This is a genomic window from Sphingomonas sp. GC_Shp_6 (genome assembly GCF_026540835.1).
Taxonomy (GTDB): Bacteria; Pseudomonadota; Alphaproteobacteria; order Sphingomonadales; family Sphingomonadaceae; genus Sphingomonas.
On sequence record NZ_JALNUO010000023.1, the window covers coordinates 26,781 to 42,547 of the forward strand.

General features: G+C 59.3%; 11 protein-coding genes. 8 read left to right on the forward strand and 3 right to left on the reverse strand.

The annotated features are described in order from the left end of the window. The first annotated feature begins 6 nt into the window (after positions 1 to 6). The 7 genes from OXQ95_RS17235 to OXQ95_RS17265 all read left to right on the forward strand — a co-directional run bounded on the left by OXQ95_RS17235 (position 7) and on the right by OXQ95_RS17265 (position 9,587). Entirely contained in the window at positions 7 to 1,092 is a 1,086-nt protein-coding gene (locus OXQ95_RS17235) for a hypothetical protein (protein WP_267382715.1), read from the forward strand. A 109-nt stretch (positions 1,093 to 1,201) separates the two neighbouring features. Continuing rightward, on the forward strand, positions 1,202 to 3,157 hold the full coding sequence (locus OXQ95_RS17240) for an ATP-binding protein (RefSeq protein WP_267382717.1): 1,956 nt from the start codon (positions 1,202 to 1,204) through the stop codon (positions 3,155 to 3,157). A 122-nt stretch (positions 3,158 to 3,279) separates the two neighbouring features. After that, positions 3,280 to 3,999 carry a hypothetical protein gene (locus OXQ95_RS17245; RefSeq protein WP_267382719.1) on the forward strand — a complete coding sequence of 240 codons (720 nt, stop codon included), beginning with the start codon at positions 3,280 to 3,282 and terminating at the stop codon, positions 3,997 to 3,999. A gap of 3 nt (positions 4,000 to 4,002) precedes the next feature. After that, positions 4,003 to 5,700: an ATP-binding protein gene (locus OXQ95_RS17250; protein WP_267382721.1), complete on the forward strand. Its 1,698-nt coding sequence runs from the start codon at positions 4,003 to 4,005 to the stop codon at positions 5,698 to 5,700. Positions 5,701 to 5,752: 52 nt separating this feature from the next. Then, a protein-coding gene (locus tag OXQ95_RS17255; RefSeq protein WP_267382723.1) for an IS3 family transposase occupies positions 5,753 to 6,894 on the forward strand; the annotation gives its coding sequence in 2 pieces (ribosomal slippage) (positions 5,753 to 5,993 and positions 5,993 to 6,894; 1,143 coding nt in all). Between the two features lie 109 nt (positions 6,895 to 7,003). Further along, entirely contained in the window at positions 7,004 to 9,034 is a 2,031-nt protein-coding gene (locus tag OXQ95_RS17260; protein ID WP_267382725.1) for a Druantia anti-phage system protein DruA, read from the forward strand. Between the two features lie 37 nt (positions 9,035 to 9,071). Next, on the forward strand, positions 9,072 to 9,587 hold the full coding sequence (locus OXQ95_RS17265; RefSeq protein WP_267382728.1) for a DUF1643 domain-containing protein: 516 nt from the start codon (positions 9,072 to 9,074) through the stop codon (positions 9,585 to 9,587). 163 nt (positions 9,588 to 9,750) lie between these two features. Here the strand turns inward: OXQ95_RS17265 and OXQ95_RS17270 are convergent, their stop codons facing one another. The 3 genes from OXQ95_RS17270 to OXQ95_RS17280 all read right to left on the reverse strand — a co-directional run bounded on the left by OXQ95_RS17270 (position 9,751) and on the right by OXQ95_RS17280 (position 14,687). Then, the gene (locus OXQ95_RS17270; protein ID WP_267382730.1) at positions 9,751 to 10,671 is read right to left on the reverse strand and encodes a hypothetical protein; all 921 of its coding nucleotides are present in this window, start codon (positions 10,669 to 10,671) and stop codon (positions 9,751 to 9,753) included. Positions 10,672 to 11,276: 605 nt separating this feature from the next. Next, positions 11,277 to 13,247: a hypothetical protein gene (locus tag OXQ95_RS17275; RefSeq protein WP_267382732.1), complete on the reverse strand. Its 1,971-nt coding sequence runs from the start codon at positions 13,245 to 13,247 to the stop codon at positions 11,277 to 11,279. A 321-nt stretch (positions 13,248 to 13,568) separates the two neighbouring features. Further along, positions 13,569 to 14,687, reverse strand: coding sequence for a site-specific integrase (locus tag OXQ95_RS17280; RefSeq protein ID WP_267382734.1), 1,119 nt, complete (start codon positions 14,685 to 14,687; stop codon positions 13,569 to 13,571). Positions 14,688 to 14,966: 279 nt separating this feature from the next. Here OXQ95_RS17280 and OXQ95_RS17285 point away from each other — a divergent pair, with 279 nt between their 5' ends. Beyond that, positions 14,967 to 15,215, forward strand: a complete 249-nt coding sequence (locus OXQ95_RS17285; protein ID WP_267382735.1) for a hypothetical protein — start codon at positions 14,967 to 14,969, stop codon at positions 15,213 to 15,215. Positions 15,216 to 15,767: the final 552 nt, after the last annotated feature.

Consider the following 15,767-nt stretch of genomic DNA (forward strand, 5'->3'; position numbering starts at 1 on the left):
GCGCCCGTGATCATCTTTCTCTCTTCGTCGTCACGACCGCGCTACGCGGATGATATCATCCGGATGCTGGCCTTGCCGCATGGTGGCCAGATGCAGTTCCGCTATAGCGCCAACTGGCTTGCGGACGACGTTCGCAGCCGTGTGCCTGGTGCACAACTCGCCGATGAATCCGCGCTGATCTGCTTTGTCGCCGACGGTACGGCTGCAAATCCATACGAACTCGTGCCGGTACGGTTTGCTCGGATTATCCGCGCTGAACAGGTCGGAACGTCTTACATTCTAACGCTGGCAGCCGATGCGTTTGCGGCGAACCTGTCCGACGCCGCCTTGCGCGCCGCGATGACCACAACCGATCGCATCCGGCTTCCCAACTCTGCCCCAGCGGCGGACGAACTCTATGGGTTCAGCGCAGATTTCGACCCGAGGCCGCACAAACGCCGTTCCTTCGACGCATTCGAAACGACAGCACGGACGTTGAGCGATCACGCCTCCTTTGCTACCGAGCAGACCGCCTTCTTTTCAGTTCGTAACGTCAGCGAGATAAGTGGTCGAAGCTGGTTCGGAACGTGGGCAGCCCCGAGCCGCATCGACCAAGGCGCATTCGTGCTCCGGACCGGTAAAAGATACGAGTGCCAGGTCTACTGCCTAAGGTTGTTTGAAAATCAGCCTGATCCTCACGGCGCTAAGCCTCCGCCTAAGGAACTCGCGCTTGTCGCCGAGGCAAACGATGACTCGCTTCAATTTGCGTCAGCGAAAAGCAGCGTGATCGATTCTCGCTACGACGTGAAGCGTTACGTATTTGCCGCGGAGCCGGAGGTCTTGCGTCGTGTCAGCGGTCTCCGGCTATTCCTGTTTGCAGAAGACGATGCCGATGGGCAGGTGCGTCAGGACATTTCGCTGCAAATGGTATTTGGCGGCTCACTGGTCATGGCTGCCCTCCGCGCTCTCTTCATTGGAGCAGCAGCAGCCGGTCCCGGCATGATCGCCGCTAATGCATCGGGCAAGCTGACTTCGGGCACGGCAATCGTAATGATCGCGCTTGGCAGCCTGGCTGGCATCGCCGCCATCTTCCCGTCGTTTCGAAAGCCGTAGTCACCTCGCCGTAACGACTTTTTTTAGCCGCCGCCGCACAATGCGCGCTCAGGCTGGTCTAAGTAGGAATGCCACCAGCGGCCATGTGCCGTAATTTAAGGAGGACATTATGAAGATCGATATCAACGCCGACGATCGCCTGCTCACCGAAGTCGAACGCCAGGAAAAGTACCTCGCCAAGCTGCCGGACGATTTCCCATTTCCGCTTTTCAACGCAGCACAAGCGCTCGAGTCCCAACGTCGCAGCGGTTACCGCAACACCGCCGCGGCCGCCCGCGAGATCGTTGATAACGCGATCGAGGCTAAGGCGACCCGGATCGACATTTGCTTCGAGCGGCCCAAGCAGTTGAAGGCGCACCAACGTTCGGAATCGATCCACGCGATGGCATTCATTGACAACGGGTCGGGAATGCTCCCCAAGATGGCGCGATACGCCCTTTCCTGGGGATCCGGCACGCATTTCGACGATCCCGCCTTCATCGGCAAATTCGGGTTCGGTCTGCCTAACGCATCGATCAATCAGACCAAGCTTGTCGAGGTTTATACCAAGACCGCCGAAGCGCCGACGATCACCAAGGCTACCCTCGACGTACGCCGCGTTCGTCAGCATGGGCTGCATACGATCGAAGCCCCCGTCGATGCGACGCTGCCAGCATTCGTTCAGAGCTACCTCGATAAGGCTGGGCTCGCGTTCGACCATGGCACTGTCGTTGTCTGGGTCGAGCCCGATCGCCTTAGCTACCGCACGCCGGCGTTAATGAAGGAGCATCTGCTCGACGATTTCGGCGTCACCTATCGCTACCTGCTCGAAAAGGTCGACCTGTTCATCGATAAGACGAAGATCGCTGCTGTCGATCCGATCTTCCTGACCCCCCACGGCCGTTATTATCTCGACGAGGCGAAGGGTGGATCTAAAATGAGCGCGGACTACAATATCGCGGTCAAATATGCGCGTGATCCCGAAACCGGCATACCTAGCTTGTCGAAGGTCGCCGACCTATCGGAACTCGATCGCAGCGATCCCGATCTTGAAGCTGCCGGCGCGATATATGTCCGCGTGGCACGCTTTCCTTACGGATTTGCCGAGGCAGCCGCAAACGGACAGAAGGCGACGAGCGACGCCAACCGCCGTTTTGAAATCCGCAAGACGCGGCGCGGGATGTCCTTTGTTCGCGCCGGCCGCGAGATCGAGACGGTCGATGTCTTTCCCAAGTCGGTGAAGGATCAGTCCAAAGGACTTGGGGATTGGCCTTTGCTCCAGTCCTACGCTTATCACTGGGGCGTCGAAGTTCGCTTCGATCCCGATCTCGACGAAGTCTTCGGCATTACCAACGATAAGCAGACCGTCCGACCGATGGAGGACCTCTGGAGACTGTTCGCCTCTGAGAACATCGATGACCAATTAGGCCGAGAACAGACCTTCCAGCGCAAGATGCGCAAGGAGGAACGTGCCAAGCAGGAGAGCGCCAAGGCCGAAAAGAGTGTCCAGCCATCCGCAGCGGAAATTGCCGCAGCTGCTGCTGACGTCATGGCTGGTCAGAAGCCGCGCGTGGCCGAGCGGCTCAAGGCAATGGTACGCGAAGACCTTGAGGAAAGCGTCACCCAGCGTTCGAAGGTCGACAAAAGCTCCATCGATGCCGCCCGGAAGGCCCTGGAGGATGAAGCAAAGCGTCGGCCCTATGTGATCGACTTCTATGACGAGCCGCGCGGACCCTTTTATAAGCCAAACTGGCTAAACGGATCTCAGGTCGGCGTGCTCATCAACCGGCGGCATCCCTTCTTCCAGACGCTGTATAGCCCACTACTCAGCATGCCGCATGGCGGACAGGCAAAGCAGGCGCTCGATATCTTGCTAATCGCCCTGGCACGCGCGGAATTGGCTGTGGAGAATGAGGAAACCGCGAACTGGTATGTAACCCAGCGTGAACGAGCGTGGAGCAACTTCCTGACCGACGCCTATACCTCGCTCCAGCAGAAAATGGCTCCGGTCGATGAGGAATCGGCCGAGGCCACTGATGCGACCGGCGACATTGCAGAGGAAGCCGAACTGCAGGCAGCAGAATAGATCGACACAGGGGCGATAGCCCCTGTGTCACCATCTGGCCAAGCACACGGTGTCTTGGTAAGGTGGCGTAACAAGTAAAGCGTACCAGCTCGAAACCAGTGTAGGTGCGGCCATGAGCCGTCATGTCCCCCGGACGCTGCAACGGCCTTCAAGCTGAATTTTTTGAAGGCCCAAGCAGCGAACAGGAGGACTCCGTCATGAGCGGCGTTACACTCAATATTCTTATTGAATCCGCGCTTTTGCAGCGCCCCTATCATCAGCAGCGTCTCGGACTCCAAGCGGCGCGCTATTGCCGGGCGATCACTAACCGGTTCTGCGCCGACTTTCCCGAAGATCGTCATGAAGAGGTGCTGGGTCAGGCCTTTGCCGAATTGATGTCGTGCGGGCCAGATGCGCTGGCGGTCCGGTCCGGTTTGTCCATCTTTCGGCGCGCGGTCTTTGCCGCGATCCGCATCGTTCGAGCCGATTATGCACTTCCGGGTCGTCGGACGCGGCAGATGCCGGCTGATCCGCCGGTACCAAAAGTCGCAGCCGAGGACATTGGCCGTATCGTCGACCGTCAGGTTGTCGAGCGCTGCACCGTTGGCGAGCAGGGCGATCGGCATCTGGATCTCGACCTGCTTGAGAGTCACGCCGCAGCTGATGGGATCAAACAATGCGAGGACCGTGTGGACGTGGAATGGGCATTGCGCCGGGCGCCGCCCTCCGTCGCCAGGGCGCTCCGCCTCATTTACTTGGATGATGCCCCCGTTTCAATTGCCGCCGACACCGTCGGCCTGTCGCGGTTCGCGCTGCACAGACAGATGACCATCTTCAACGCGCTATGGCGATCGGCAGCCTGATCCATGACCAATTCGCAATCGATGCGCGGTGCCGGTATCAGTTCCGTTCTTGCTGCCCAACGTGCTTATGCCCAGGTTCGGCGTGAGCGTTCGAAGTACGGCCTGATGGTGCCCGAGGCTTTTGTCAGAGGCATTCGCGATCTAGGTTATCGCAGCAACGGCGACGCCATCGCCGAACTGATCGATAATTCGCTCCAAGCCTTCGCTGATCGGGTCGACATCGTCTTCGGCTATGACGGGACTACGTCGAGCAAGAAGCCTGTTCAGCTTGCCGTGATTGACAATGGGCATGGCATGGAGCCAGACATGATCCGCATGGCGGTCATGTGGGGCGGAACGCACCGGGAGGATGATCGCACGGGCCTAGGTCGTTATGGTTATGGGTTGCCTTGCGCATCCGTCAGCCTCGGCCGACGCTTCACTGTCTACTCGGCAGTCACCCAAGGCGATCTTCATGTCGTGACCCTGGACCTCGATCATCTTGCGGCAGGCGAGTATACCGATCCGAGCGGCGAGATTGTTGTGCCAGAGCCTGGCATCGCCGAGTTACCAGCCTTCGTCGCCGACCATATCGCCGTTGCCTATCCGCGTGGATGGCGGGGGGGCACCGTGATCTTGATTGACAAGCTTGATCGGCTGGAATGGGCCACGACTCAAGGCCTACGTGAGAATCTGCGTCGGCAATTCGGCGTGACTTATCACAAACTGCGCGGCGAAGCGGCGTTGTACGTCGACAATGAATATGTCGATCCGATCGACCCCCTGTTTCTCACGCCGGACTTTCATCTTCACGACCTCGACAGGGACCGGGCCAATGCCCTCGAACCGATCCGCGTTGAGGTCCGTGATCCGGATACGAAGGTCTATCGAGGCGCAATGACGCTGCGTTATGCTTGGCTTCCCCCCAGCTTCGGGTCGGTTGACAAGGAACGCGACGCGGTCGGCCTCAACGCAAATCAGCGCTTCGCTATCCTCAAAGATTACCACGGGATCATCTTCAGCCGTAATGGCCGCCTGATCGACGTCCAGACCCGAACCCCTTGGACCAGCTTCATCAACAACGACCGCTATATCAAGGTTGAGATCGAGTTCTCGGCGACGCTCGACGAGGCTTTTGGCGTCACGACATCGAAGCAACAGGTAACCGTTTCGACCTTCATTTGGGATTTGTTGCGCGAGGCGGGTGTCCCGAAGGCCGTCGAGCAACTGCGGGGCAAGGTCAAGGATGCCAAACTCGCGAGGCGGCTAACTGCGTTCAGCCCCAGGCCGGGCGAGCGACTGCTATCCGAACGCGCCATGGGCGGCGTCATCGGGCTAGGTGGAATGCAAGAGCGCGAGCAGCAGTATGATCTTGGCCTACGGGTGTCGCCGTATCGCCTTCAATTCGAAACCAGGCCCGGCCAACCGTTCTTTCGCGTGGATCGTCATGCCGGTGCACGGTCGCTCCACATAAACACCGCGCATCGCTTTTATGAGGATCTCTATCAATCCCCGTCCACGACTGCGGAGTTTCGATCGGCGTTAGAAATTCTCCTGTTCTGCTACGGCGACGTGTTGCTGGACGCGGTTGAAGGGGCGCGGGGCGATCTATTTAGTCAAGTGAATCTCTGGTCCAGACGCCTCGAACAGGCGCTCGGCATGATGGCTTCTCACCTCGTCGCAAGCGACGATGAAGATGTCGGCGCAACTCAATGTGAGTAGCCCCTAGATTTCTGGACGCCTCGGGTCCTAATTTTGAGGACAGGAGGCGACGATGGGGAAACCCAATTTCAGCGATGAGTTCAAGCGTGACGCGGTGGTGCAGATCACGGAGCGGGGTTACCCGGTAGCGGAGGTTTCGCAGCGCCTCGGCGTCAGCCCACATTCGCTGTATGCGTGGAAGAAGCAGTTCGCGAAGGTGGTGTCGGGCGATGCCAATAAGGACGCCGAGATCCGCCAGTTGAAGCGCGAGTTGGCTCGGGTGACCGAGGAGCGCGACATCTTAAAAAAAGCCACCGCGTATTTCGCCAGGGATGCCAAGTGAGATACGCGTTTGTTGCCGAGCATCAGAACCAGTTTGGCGTCCGCGCGATGTGCCGGTGCCTGGCGATCCAGCCCAGCGGTTTTTACGCCTGGCGCAAAGCGCCGCTGAGCCGGCGAGCACAAGAAGATGCTCGGCAGATTGCATTGATCCGGCAGGCCTGGAGCGACAGCGGCAAGGTCTATGGGTATCGAAAGTTGCACGACGATCTGCTCGATCAGGGCGAGACCTGTTGTCCTAATCGCGTTGCCCGCCTGACCAACCTGGCAGGCATCAAGGCGCAGATCGGCTACAAGCGGCGTCCAGGCAGTTCAGGAGGAAGGCCTTCGGCCGTTGCTGCCAACACGTTGGATCGGCAGTTCGACGTGCCGCAGGCTGATCGCGCCTGGGTGACGGACATCACGTATATCCGCACGATGGAAGGTTTCGCCTATCTGGCGGTCGTGCTCGACCTCTACTCCCGTCGCGTGGTGGGATGGTCGTTGCAAAGCCGTCAGACAACCGATGTGGTTTTGCAGGCGCTGCACATGGCGGTCTGGCGGCGTAAGCCGAAGTGTCGGGTGCTGATCCATTCGGACCAGGGATCGCAGTTCACGAGCATGGACTGGGCTGCCTTCATCCGCGCTCACAATCTTGAGCACTCGATGAGCCGACGCGGCAACTGCCACGACAATGCCGTGGCCGAGAGCTTCTTCTCCTCGCTCAAGCGTGAGCGCATCCGGCGTCGGACCTATAAAACCCGCGGCGAAGCCCGGCAGGACGTGTTCGATTACATCGAGATGTTCTACAACCCGATCCGCAAGCACGTCAGGAACGGGATGCTGTCGCCCGTCGAGTTTGAACGGCAGCAGGCTTTGATGGCTCAAGGCGTCTAGAAAACTAGGGGCTACTCAATGGCATGACTAATCGAGGTGGCTAAATTGCCGTCATGATGCGATAGGAGTCGGGGGCCGCGCGAGCGGCCCAACTGATTCTGGAGGCTGGGTGACCGCAAACGACAAACTCTATGGTCCCGGCCAAACGCGCGCATTTTCGCCATTTCTTGCGCCTGCAGAGCGCCAGGAACTGAACGAAGCGATCGATTTCGGCAGCGCGCCGTTGCCTGGCTTTGCCGACGCGATGAGGGCCCTAGCCCGGAGCTACATCGACGATGGTGACAGTCTGAAGCTGCGCGCGATCCTTCTATTGGTCGCTGATCTTGCGGAGCAAGGATGGCAGGTCACCTCGAAGGCCGGAGCGATAACATTCCAGCCGCCGGGCTTGGCTGCCAAGGGCGAGCAGTCGATTGACGACATCAAGGCGCGTGTACGCCAGGCCCTGCAGGTCGCGCGCCGCCGCCAACTCGCCGAACCATCCGTGAGGGCTTTCCTTGAGCGCTCTGAACGTCGACGTTTCCGTAAGAATAGCGGCAATACCTCGATTATCGATCTGATCGATGATGGTGCCGATCTCGCCAGAGTGCTCGCTAAGATCAACGACCTGCCCGCCGACGAGCGCGAAGCTGCATTGGCGAAGGTTGTCGATCCCGTCGTCGAGGTTTGCGAGGCCGGGGTCCGATGCACCGATACAGGCTTGCCGCTAATCGATATTTGGCGGTATTTCCGGCATACGTGGGCACACGAGTACCGCTCGATCCCGGGACGGCAGATGCTCGTCCTCATACGCAACGCTGCGCGCCCTAACCGTCCGGTTATGGGTATCGCTATGCTGGCCAGCCCGGTTATGCGTTTGACCGCTCGCGACACTTGGATCGGGTGGTTGCGGGAGTCCGCTCAAGACCGGGTTGCCAGCGGCGAGTGGGATTCGACCGAATTCGCCGAGGCGATGTTGGCCCGTGTTGACGCTTCGATCGGCGAAGTGCGTTGGGACGATCTTGTATCTGCCACCGAGATTAAGACGCCCACTGAAACGGTCGCGATGCGCATGGAGCAGATCGCCGCCGGTGCCGCGTTCTCGCGCGAGGTCGAATTGCGCGCGCATTACGAAGCGCAACTGGGCGATGGCAAAATCATTCGCCCGCATCGCGGAACGCTGAAGACAGCGATGCCGGATTCGGATTGGGTGGCCGCGTCCGAAGATCTTCTCTTCGTTCGTAAGCGTGCCGAGAGCCTGGCAAAACTGCTGTTTGCCAGGCAGACTTTCCGCGCTGCACGCTTAAAGCGCTGGCCGGTTCAGGCGCTTGAGCGTCTTTTTCGGTCGCGGGACGGCTGCCGTGCGATCGACATCGTGATGGCCGAGTTCCGCAAGGCGGGCCTATCGAGCGAAGTGGCCGACGTGAGTATTTGTGGCGCTGTTCATCCTTACAACGAATTGCTGGGCGGCAAGCTCGTCGCCCTTTTGCTGGCTTCACAGGATGTCCGCGACGCATATGCGCGACGTTATGGCGGGCAGATCAGCGTAATTACGTCGCAGATGGCCGGCCGTCCGGTCAGCCGCTCAGCAAATCTTCGGCTCGTCACCACGACCAGCCTCTATGGGATCGGGTCTAGTCAGTATAATCGGCTGGTTCTGCGCGCCGCAGATCATCCAGGCCTGCCGTGCGACCTTCGTTGGGGGGCAATTGGCAAGAGCCTGACGGGTGGGTTTGGCACCCTCCATCTCGGCAACGAAACGGCGCATGCGCTACGGAACATGGCATTTGCTAGGCATGACTCTCGCCGCGTCAATAATCGGTTCGGGGAGGGCACTAGCCCCCGGCTGCGTCAGATCCGCGAGGGCCTCGATGCACTCGGCTTAAAAAGCGATGCGATCTTGCATCACGCGACCCCAAGGATATTCTACGGCTGCGAGTTGACGCCTGGCGCTCGCCCTGCACTCGTCGGCCTTGGCAGCGCGCCGGTAGCAGCGGCCGCCAGCGTAGACATTGCCGCGGCATGGCGTCGGCGGTGGCTTATAACGCGAATAGCTCGCCCGGAGACGCTGCAGGCGCTCAAGAGCCTAGGGCCTACAAGTGTTCGTGCGAGCCTGCACGCTGACGCGGATGGCCAGTTTCCGCTCCCGATCGACGTAACTTAATCCGATATGAGTAGGCGCTCAACATCGAATAACGAAGATGAATCGTAGGAGCGCGCTTCACCGCACTGAGGCTTGGTACAGCGATGATGAGCAACATCGCTTTGACCTACAGTGGAGATGGGGTGGCGGACGGTTGTTGGTGGGCTGGCTACTCAACCCGTCGACTGCGACCGAGATTGTCCTCGACCCGACGGTGAGGCGGATCATGGTGGAAGCCAATAGGCTCGAACTCGACGGCTTTAGGATAATCAATCTTTACTCGTTGAGGTGCAGCGACGTCGGACCAGCGCTTCACGAGACGGTTGCAATCCGAGAGGTGAACGAGGAACACTGCGTCAGAGTACTAAACGAGGCAGCGCGCGATGGCTGGCCCGTCGTTGCCGGCTGGGGAGAGGCCGGTAGGCACAAGCAAGGCTGGGCGCTCGCGGCGGCGCTCGATGCCGGCGTAGAACTGCATCGTTTTGGCGATTTAACGACGGGCAATCGGACGCCGAGGCATCCAAGCCGGTCAGGGGATGGTGCCAAGCACCCTTTGGTACGGTGGAAATACTGATTTTGGTGATACAGGAAAGGATCTGAAACGGACAACTGTCGTTACCCGGTGCAGAGTCCAAGACCCGCAAAAATTTGCTTGATCTGCCTCCCCTGCGATCCGAAGCGACGCGATGGGCGCACCAGCGTCCCCACCGAGCATCGTTACTTTTGAGAACGCAAATCTACTTTGGCCACTTCCAGGCGAACCCTGTTCCGCTGCGCCAAGCGATCGCGAACCCGTTGAAAAGCGCCAAGTCTGCATCTTCCTCGCCAGGTTCGTCGTCTAGGACAATTAGAGCATTGTAATTGCCGGAGGCACGCTGGCGATAATCCAAAAGCTGGCCCATCGCTGTACGGATCGCGAAGCGAACGGTTGAAGGATCAGTTGGCTTGATCTCGACAAGGACATTGCCTCGTTCTGCCGATTTAAAGCGCAGGTCGACCCGATCGACGTTCGGCTGGACAGACTTGACGCGTCGGCCACGCAAGAACATCTCGAAATCGCTCTGGAGGACGTGGTGACGGGGAGAGACGACCAACTCATACTCTTCGATATAGCGCCTGACCGGATCGATTGCCGTACCAGCCGACCTTCGACCGCCCATCGGAGGCGGCGCGCCCTGTACTGCTCGGTTGCGAACAGGATCGAAGTCGTCCGTCGACAGCCAGCCGACTACGGAATGGTCGGCAGCAAGCGCACGGCGAACGACGGAGAGGGCCTGATCTGGCCGGATCGCTTGGTAAGAACCATGCATCTTCGCGATTGCCTGACGTGGCGGATCGGCAGGAATGAGATCGTTCGGTATGATTGGAATAGGCCTGCCGAACCAGGCGAAATGCGTCTGCGGGCATCTCCAGTTGACGTGCATATGATCGCGCCAGTGTCGGTTGAACGCTTGGCGGCCGTTCTTTCGTTCGGCGATCGCGGGTACCGCCCATAGGTCAGTTGCATACCCCGGTAGGTCGAGCGCGGCCGCGATCTCCATGTTGTCCTCTTCACTGTTCTCGTAGACGTTGCAGCCTACCCCGACCGCGAAAAACCTGCCGCTCTTCATAGTCGTCATGATGATGCCAAGCTGACCCATGGCAGCATAGTCGTTCATCCGGCCTTTCGCCTGCGTATGGAAAACTTTCCAACCGTCCCAGACCCAGTCGGATCGACCATTCCACTCTTCGTGTCCGTACCCATGGTCCTGCGAGTATCCGCTCCCTGCGGGGATACCCGAGGGCCAAGTGTACCCATTGTCGTTCCATACGACCGGCTTGAGGACGACCATTTTACTCATATGTTCACGCCTCTCTACGCGACTCAACCTATCCGTGGCCGGGTGATAAGCGACCATGTGCGTCTAGCCATGGAGCGTGATAGCGCCGATCGCCGCCGGTCCGGAAGTCAGGAATGATCTGAATTCCGTTCACAAGCGAAACTAGTAGTTGCAAATCGCCATCGTGATTAGTGCGGTACTTTCGCTTCAGCCGCTCGCTCTGGGGCGGGCCGCTAGCTAGATGCGACGAAACACGCAGTGCGGCCTCTGACCCGAGGTCAAGGTCGAGCCTTCTGCGTCCACTGCAAGTAGCGCTACCTGCTCGACCAAATGCAGCATCCCGCTCGCCTCCTTGCTCAAGGTGTAAGAGTCCAGCAAGCGAGCTCTACAGCATTTCACATGCGATCACCGGCGGTCGTTTGTATTTTAGGTCCAGGCGAGAGTCAGCGTGCCTCGCTTCGGGTTGTCAAGGCGATGTCCACTTCGACGGTTGGCAACTGAAGCAGGCGTCTCGGCAACGATCCTGGCCGACCCTCGACCTTCTCTACGAGATCTTGATACGGATCGCCCACGCGCAACGCCAGTGCATCATAGGTCAGCCAGTCGGCAAGCGATCGCGAAGCGACGGACACCACAGTTGTCGCGATCTGGTTCCCTGCTCCTTGAGCGCCAGCGAGATCGCTAACTAGCTGGGTTGGTATGATCGGTATCCCCCGACCGCCAAGCGGAGGGCCATGAAAAAAGTAAACGCTTGAAGGCGTCTGTTCCTTAAGGGCGATGAGTTGGTCGCGGTTGAGTTTGAAGGAATTATCCCAAGTTGGTTGCACCAACGCCTTCTTATTTCGGTAGAGCCGTTTCGCTTGAACGAGTGTGACGCGCCGACCGAGGGACTTCCCTTCAATAAGGGGATCAATGATCAGGCAGAGATCCGCAGAAAAGCTTTCGACCCCCCTGATCCCCTTGGCACCCTCCTCGGCGCGATCGATGTTGCGATACCTCAACGTAACGGAGGCGCGCTGGGGGGCTGACGCCGCGCGCGCTAAGCCCTCGAGGGTCTGATCCAGATCGCCAAAACGCAGAGCCAGTTCAGTGAAGAGCGATGATAGAAGCCGATCCTCGCCTTCATCACCATGATCTTCGTAATCTCGCGCGACACGCGCTTCGACGTTGGCGATTGTCTTTTCGATCAGACGTTCAATGGCGCGGTCTCCAAGCCATGTCCGAGCATGCTCGTCACTCGAATCGGTTCCGCCCTCGAACGCCGCGAGGCCCCGCAGGAGGCTGCCGGCAGTTGGCAGCGATACACCCTCGAGACGGTCTCCGAACTTCGCCGCGCGCACGGCGCGGGCAGCAAATCGCACGAGACGAACCGGATGGCCTCCTAAAGCAACGAGGCTCTCTCGGTCTTCTGCCTGCGCGAGCGATGTGGCCGCAAATTGGGCGACGTCAGCGGCCCTTCTATTGGCCGACCAAAGGAGTGTTTCGATAACCGCTTGTCGGATTGGTGCGTCATCGCCAATCGCATCCCTAAGTGTCTGCACATAGGCCGCTTGCGTTTCAGCTGGACGGGCTAAAAGGTTGTCAATGCTGTAGCTACTATCCGAAACAAGAAGCTCCAACAGAATGCCCGCAATCTCACGCAGTCGGCTTTCGCCTTCAATGTGGCCGGCTAGATCCGTATTGGCATCGATCGTCTCGCGCGAATGACGCGACTGGTTATCGTCGACGCCGAAAGCGGCGTGCGGATCAGCAAAATCGGGGCGCGCATGAATAATGGTTTGGAGAACGATCCACGGGCTCCAGCCCAGACCACGGCCGAGCGCGGCAAACACCGAGGCTGCGAGAGCTTTCCCGTCAGATTTGTCTCGGTCAGCGCGCTCCTGTAATGCCGCAATGAATTGTCGGGCCTGCTGTAGCGACGAGGGAGCGATTTCAGACAACGGCTCCTGGAGCCAACTGACATAGTCGTGCTCCTGCGCAATCGATCGCACGAGCATGCTCAGCAATTCGGGATCGGTGCGCAGGCGAGGAAAACGGAAGAACAAAACTGGCCCTTTGTAAGGTTGAAGCGCCAGTTTAGAGAAGTCGTTGACGAAACTGGACCAGCGCCGCTCGGCGTACGTAAGGAGGCCAGCAAGAAGGCGGCTTTGGGTCTCGTCATCGTCGACGCGATCGACTTCATCCATCAATTTAAGTATCACTGCGCCATCAACGTGCTGGTCTGCGCTTCCGTGAGCCAAGGCCTCGACGGCGAATGTCAGGTCCTCGATCATCGGGTGAATGTCGTCCTCAAGGCGAATGATCTTGCGGACGCGGCCGGTCTTGGCACGTTCAGGAAACAGCGCGGCGATGACTGCGACCAAGATGTCGATAGGGACCTTTTCGCCCTCGCGAACTTCGCTATCTTTCGACATATGTCTCTTTCACGTCCGTCTGCGCATTGGTTGATCCGCCATCATAGGCACCCAGCCTTTTGGAAGTTAGTACGGTAGCATGGCGGGAAGGGGAGGGTCTTGCGCGCGATAATCGCGCTGCCAGATTTCGGATATTGGTAATAACAGTTCTCGCAATGCCAACTCTACGTTCGGCGACGGCAGCGCGTATCCAAGGCTATCCAAGTTTGCTTTCCCATGTCGCGGTTCTTGAAACCGACAGGCCGGGGACTGCCGAATAAAGCTTAACTGGCATATGGACGGGTTACCGGGAAGGGTTGGATGTTTGGATTTAGGTCGGAGCTACAGGAATCCCTCGCCGGCATGCTCGCGGAACCGCTCATGGTCCCGCACATATTCCGCTACCATCTCCAAAGATGAATGCCGACTATGCTCCTTCATTTTGAACAAATTGGCGTTCTGACGACCGGCCTCGGTAAGGAACCCGGCGCGGAGAGAGTGGCCTGAGAACAACTCCGGCGAGTAGCCCGCGGCGATCGCAGCCGCTTTGACTACCAACGCCACGCCTTGGGCGCTCATTGGCTTGTCGGTTAGCCGGCCCTGTGGCGTCAGCTTGCGGAATACCGGCCCGCTGGTGATGCCTGCCTGCTCGAGCCAGGCGCGGTAATGCCTCACTGGTTCAAGCCTGCGGCCGTCGGGGATCGCGACGGTGTGACCCTTGCCCTCCTGGTCAGTCTTCGATGCCGCGATGCGCACTAGCAGCCCGCGGTTATCCTCGCTCACACGCGCAACGGTGATTGCCACGAGCTCGGAACGGCGGAACGCTCCGGCCATCCCGATCGCAAGTAGTGCGCGGTCGCGGTAGCTGCGCAAATCCTCACCCGTGATCGCGCGTACCATGTCGCGCAGCACGTCGCCGTCTGCGGGCCGCTTCTTGCCAGGCATCTCGCCGCGCTTGTCCTTGCGGATGCCGCGCATCGCGCGCTCGAGGCGAGCCGCGTCTGGCTGCGAGGTCGGCGGCTCGACGTCGGCGGCTCGGTGCGCGAATACGATGGCAGCAAGTCGCCGGCCGATCGTCGCACGGCCAAGCGCCACTGGCTCCTTGCGCGGCAGCACCGTCCCCCGCTTCGTCCGGCGGAGTTCCTTCGGAGTGAACCCGCTCTCGGCAAGCAGCGTCAGGAACGCGGCGACCGTCGCCGGCGTCGCGGGAAGCGGGCGATAGCCGCTCTCTTGGCACCACGCGCAGAACAGCCGCCAGTCCGACTTGTAGGCGCGCAAGGTCGCGTCAGCGGACGCCCGGCGGACATAGTCGTCGACGCGCTCGCGATCGTGGGGCGCAAGCTGCGGGAGATAGGGTTCGAGCGACTGGACCTGATCAACGACGACCAGCGCATCAGCCACGATCGCGTTCAAGTCCGCGCGGTCGACGCGAGCCGCATCATCGATGTCATCATCGGGCAAGCCGACCTCCTGCGCCGCACGTTCATCCAACCGGCCGGTGAGCGAGACCGTCCGGAATCCATGAAACGGGCTAACCGATCACCGGAATCTGCGCCAGCATGTAATTAGCGGGAATCAGCGTTATCGCTAATTATGATGCGGGGCATATGACGTGCGGAGTGTGACCCGGAGAATGAGCTTTGCGACACGGTTCGCCGCAAACGCTGACACTTTCCTTTTTCGATCTGCATCGGTCGTATAGGTTCAAAGACACCCTCAAGCGTGCGGAGGCGACCCATAATGGGGGATGTCGATCTGATTAAGATGCAAACGAAGATCCGCTCGATGACGTTTGAACGTGGCACACCGGATCAAATTGCACTTTGGCGTGACGATCTGGCGGAAGCGCGCGCTAATCTGGTCATCGAGGGGCTTGGACCGACGGCAAATGACGATGAGATGTTTGCAATGATGCTTGACGAGGGCGTTCCACCAAGATTGATGCCAACGCTTATACTTCAGCTTTACCTACAAGACGGTCGCCGCTGAGTTCATGCGTTATCTGCGGCAATAATGAGGTCGGCCTGAATCAAAATCTTCTCGGGTTCTTCAAACGGCTACGAACTTACGGCTACGGAACGCTAACCCCTAACCAACTCCGCTGCGACCGCCATTTGGTGCCGTCTGGCCATCGCATCAATCCCGGTCAACGAGTCGGCCGTGTCGCGCACCTGCTCGCTCAACAAGCCAAGATCGTCCGAGTAAAAGACAGAGGAACGCCGACGTACGCGCTCGTCCTGGATGCGTGATGCAGCTTTCTGCGCAACGCTGGTCAGGCACGAACGGTCGTCAAAAGCACGAACTCACGGCGTGTAGCCGGACCTTTTTCAAGTAGCATTCCGCGTATGAGCATTCCGGTTCGTGCTTTTGACGACCGATCACCACGGCAGCCCCGTTAGCGCAATGCTGCGGTCCGCGTGGATGTGCGACGTCGCGCAACGATTGTCGAGGGTTCGCTGCGGCCCAGACGACAGCCCAGGTCTGCGAATGCCCTTCGGGGAGACGGATAGGGCCGCTAGACCGCCGCAGGTATGGCGTATC

Coding starts and splice junctions, on each gene's coding strand:
- OXQ95_RS17240 (WP_267382717.1), top strand. CDS start 1,202: ATGAAGATCGATATCAACGCCGACGATCGCCTGCTCACCGAAGTCGAA.
- OXQ95_RS17245 (WP_267382719.1), top strand. CDS start 3,280: ATGTCCCCCGGACGCTGCAACGGCCTTCAAGCTGAATTTTTTGAAGGC.
- OXQ95_RS17250 (WP_267382721.1), top strand. CDS start 4,003: ATGACCAATTCGCAATCGATGCGCGGTGCCGGTATCAGTTCCGTTCTT.
- OXQ95_RS17265 (WP_267382728.1), top strand. CDS start 9,072: ATGAATCGTAGGAGCGCGCTTCACCGCACTGAGGCTTGGTACAGCGAT.
- OXQ95_RS17270 (WP_267382730.1), bottom strand. CDS start 10,671: ATGAACGACTATGCTGCCATGGGTCAGCTTGGCATCATCATGACGACT.
- OXQ95_RS17275 (WP_267382732.1), bottom strand. CDS start 13,247: ATGTCGAAAGATAGCGAAGTTCGCGAGGGCGAAAAGGTCCCTATCGAC.
- OXQ95_RS17285 (WP_267382735.1), top strand. CDS start 14,967: ATGGGGGATGTCGATCTGATTAAGATGCAAACGAAGATCCGCTCGATG.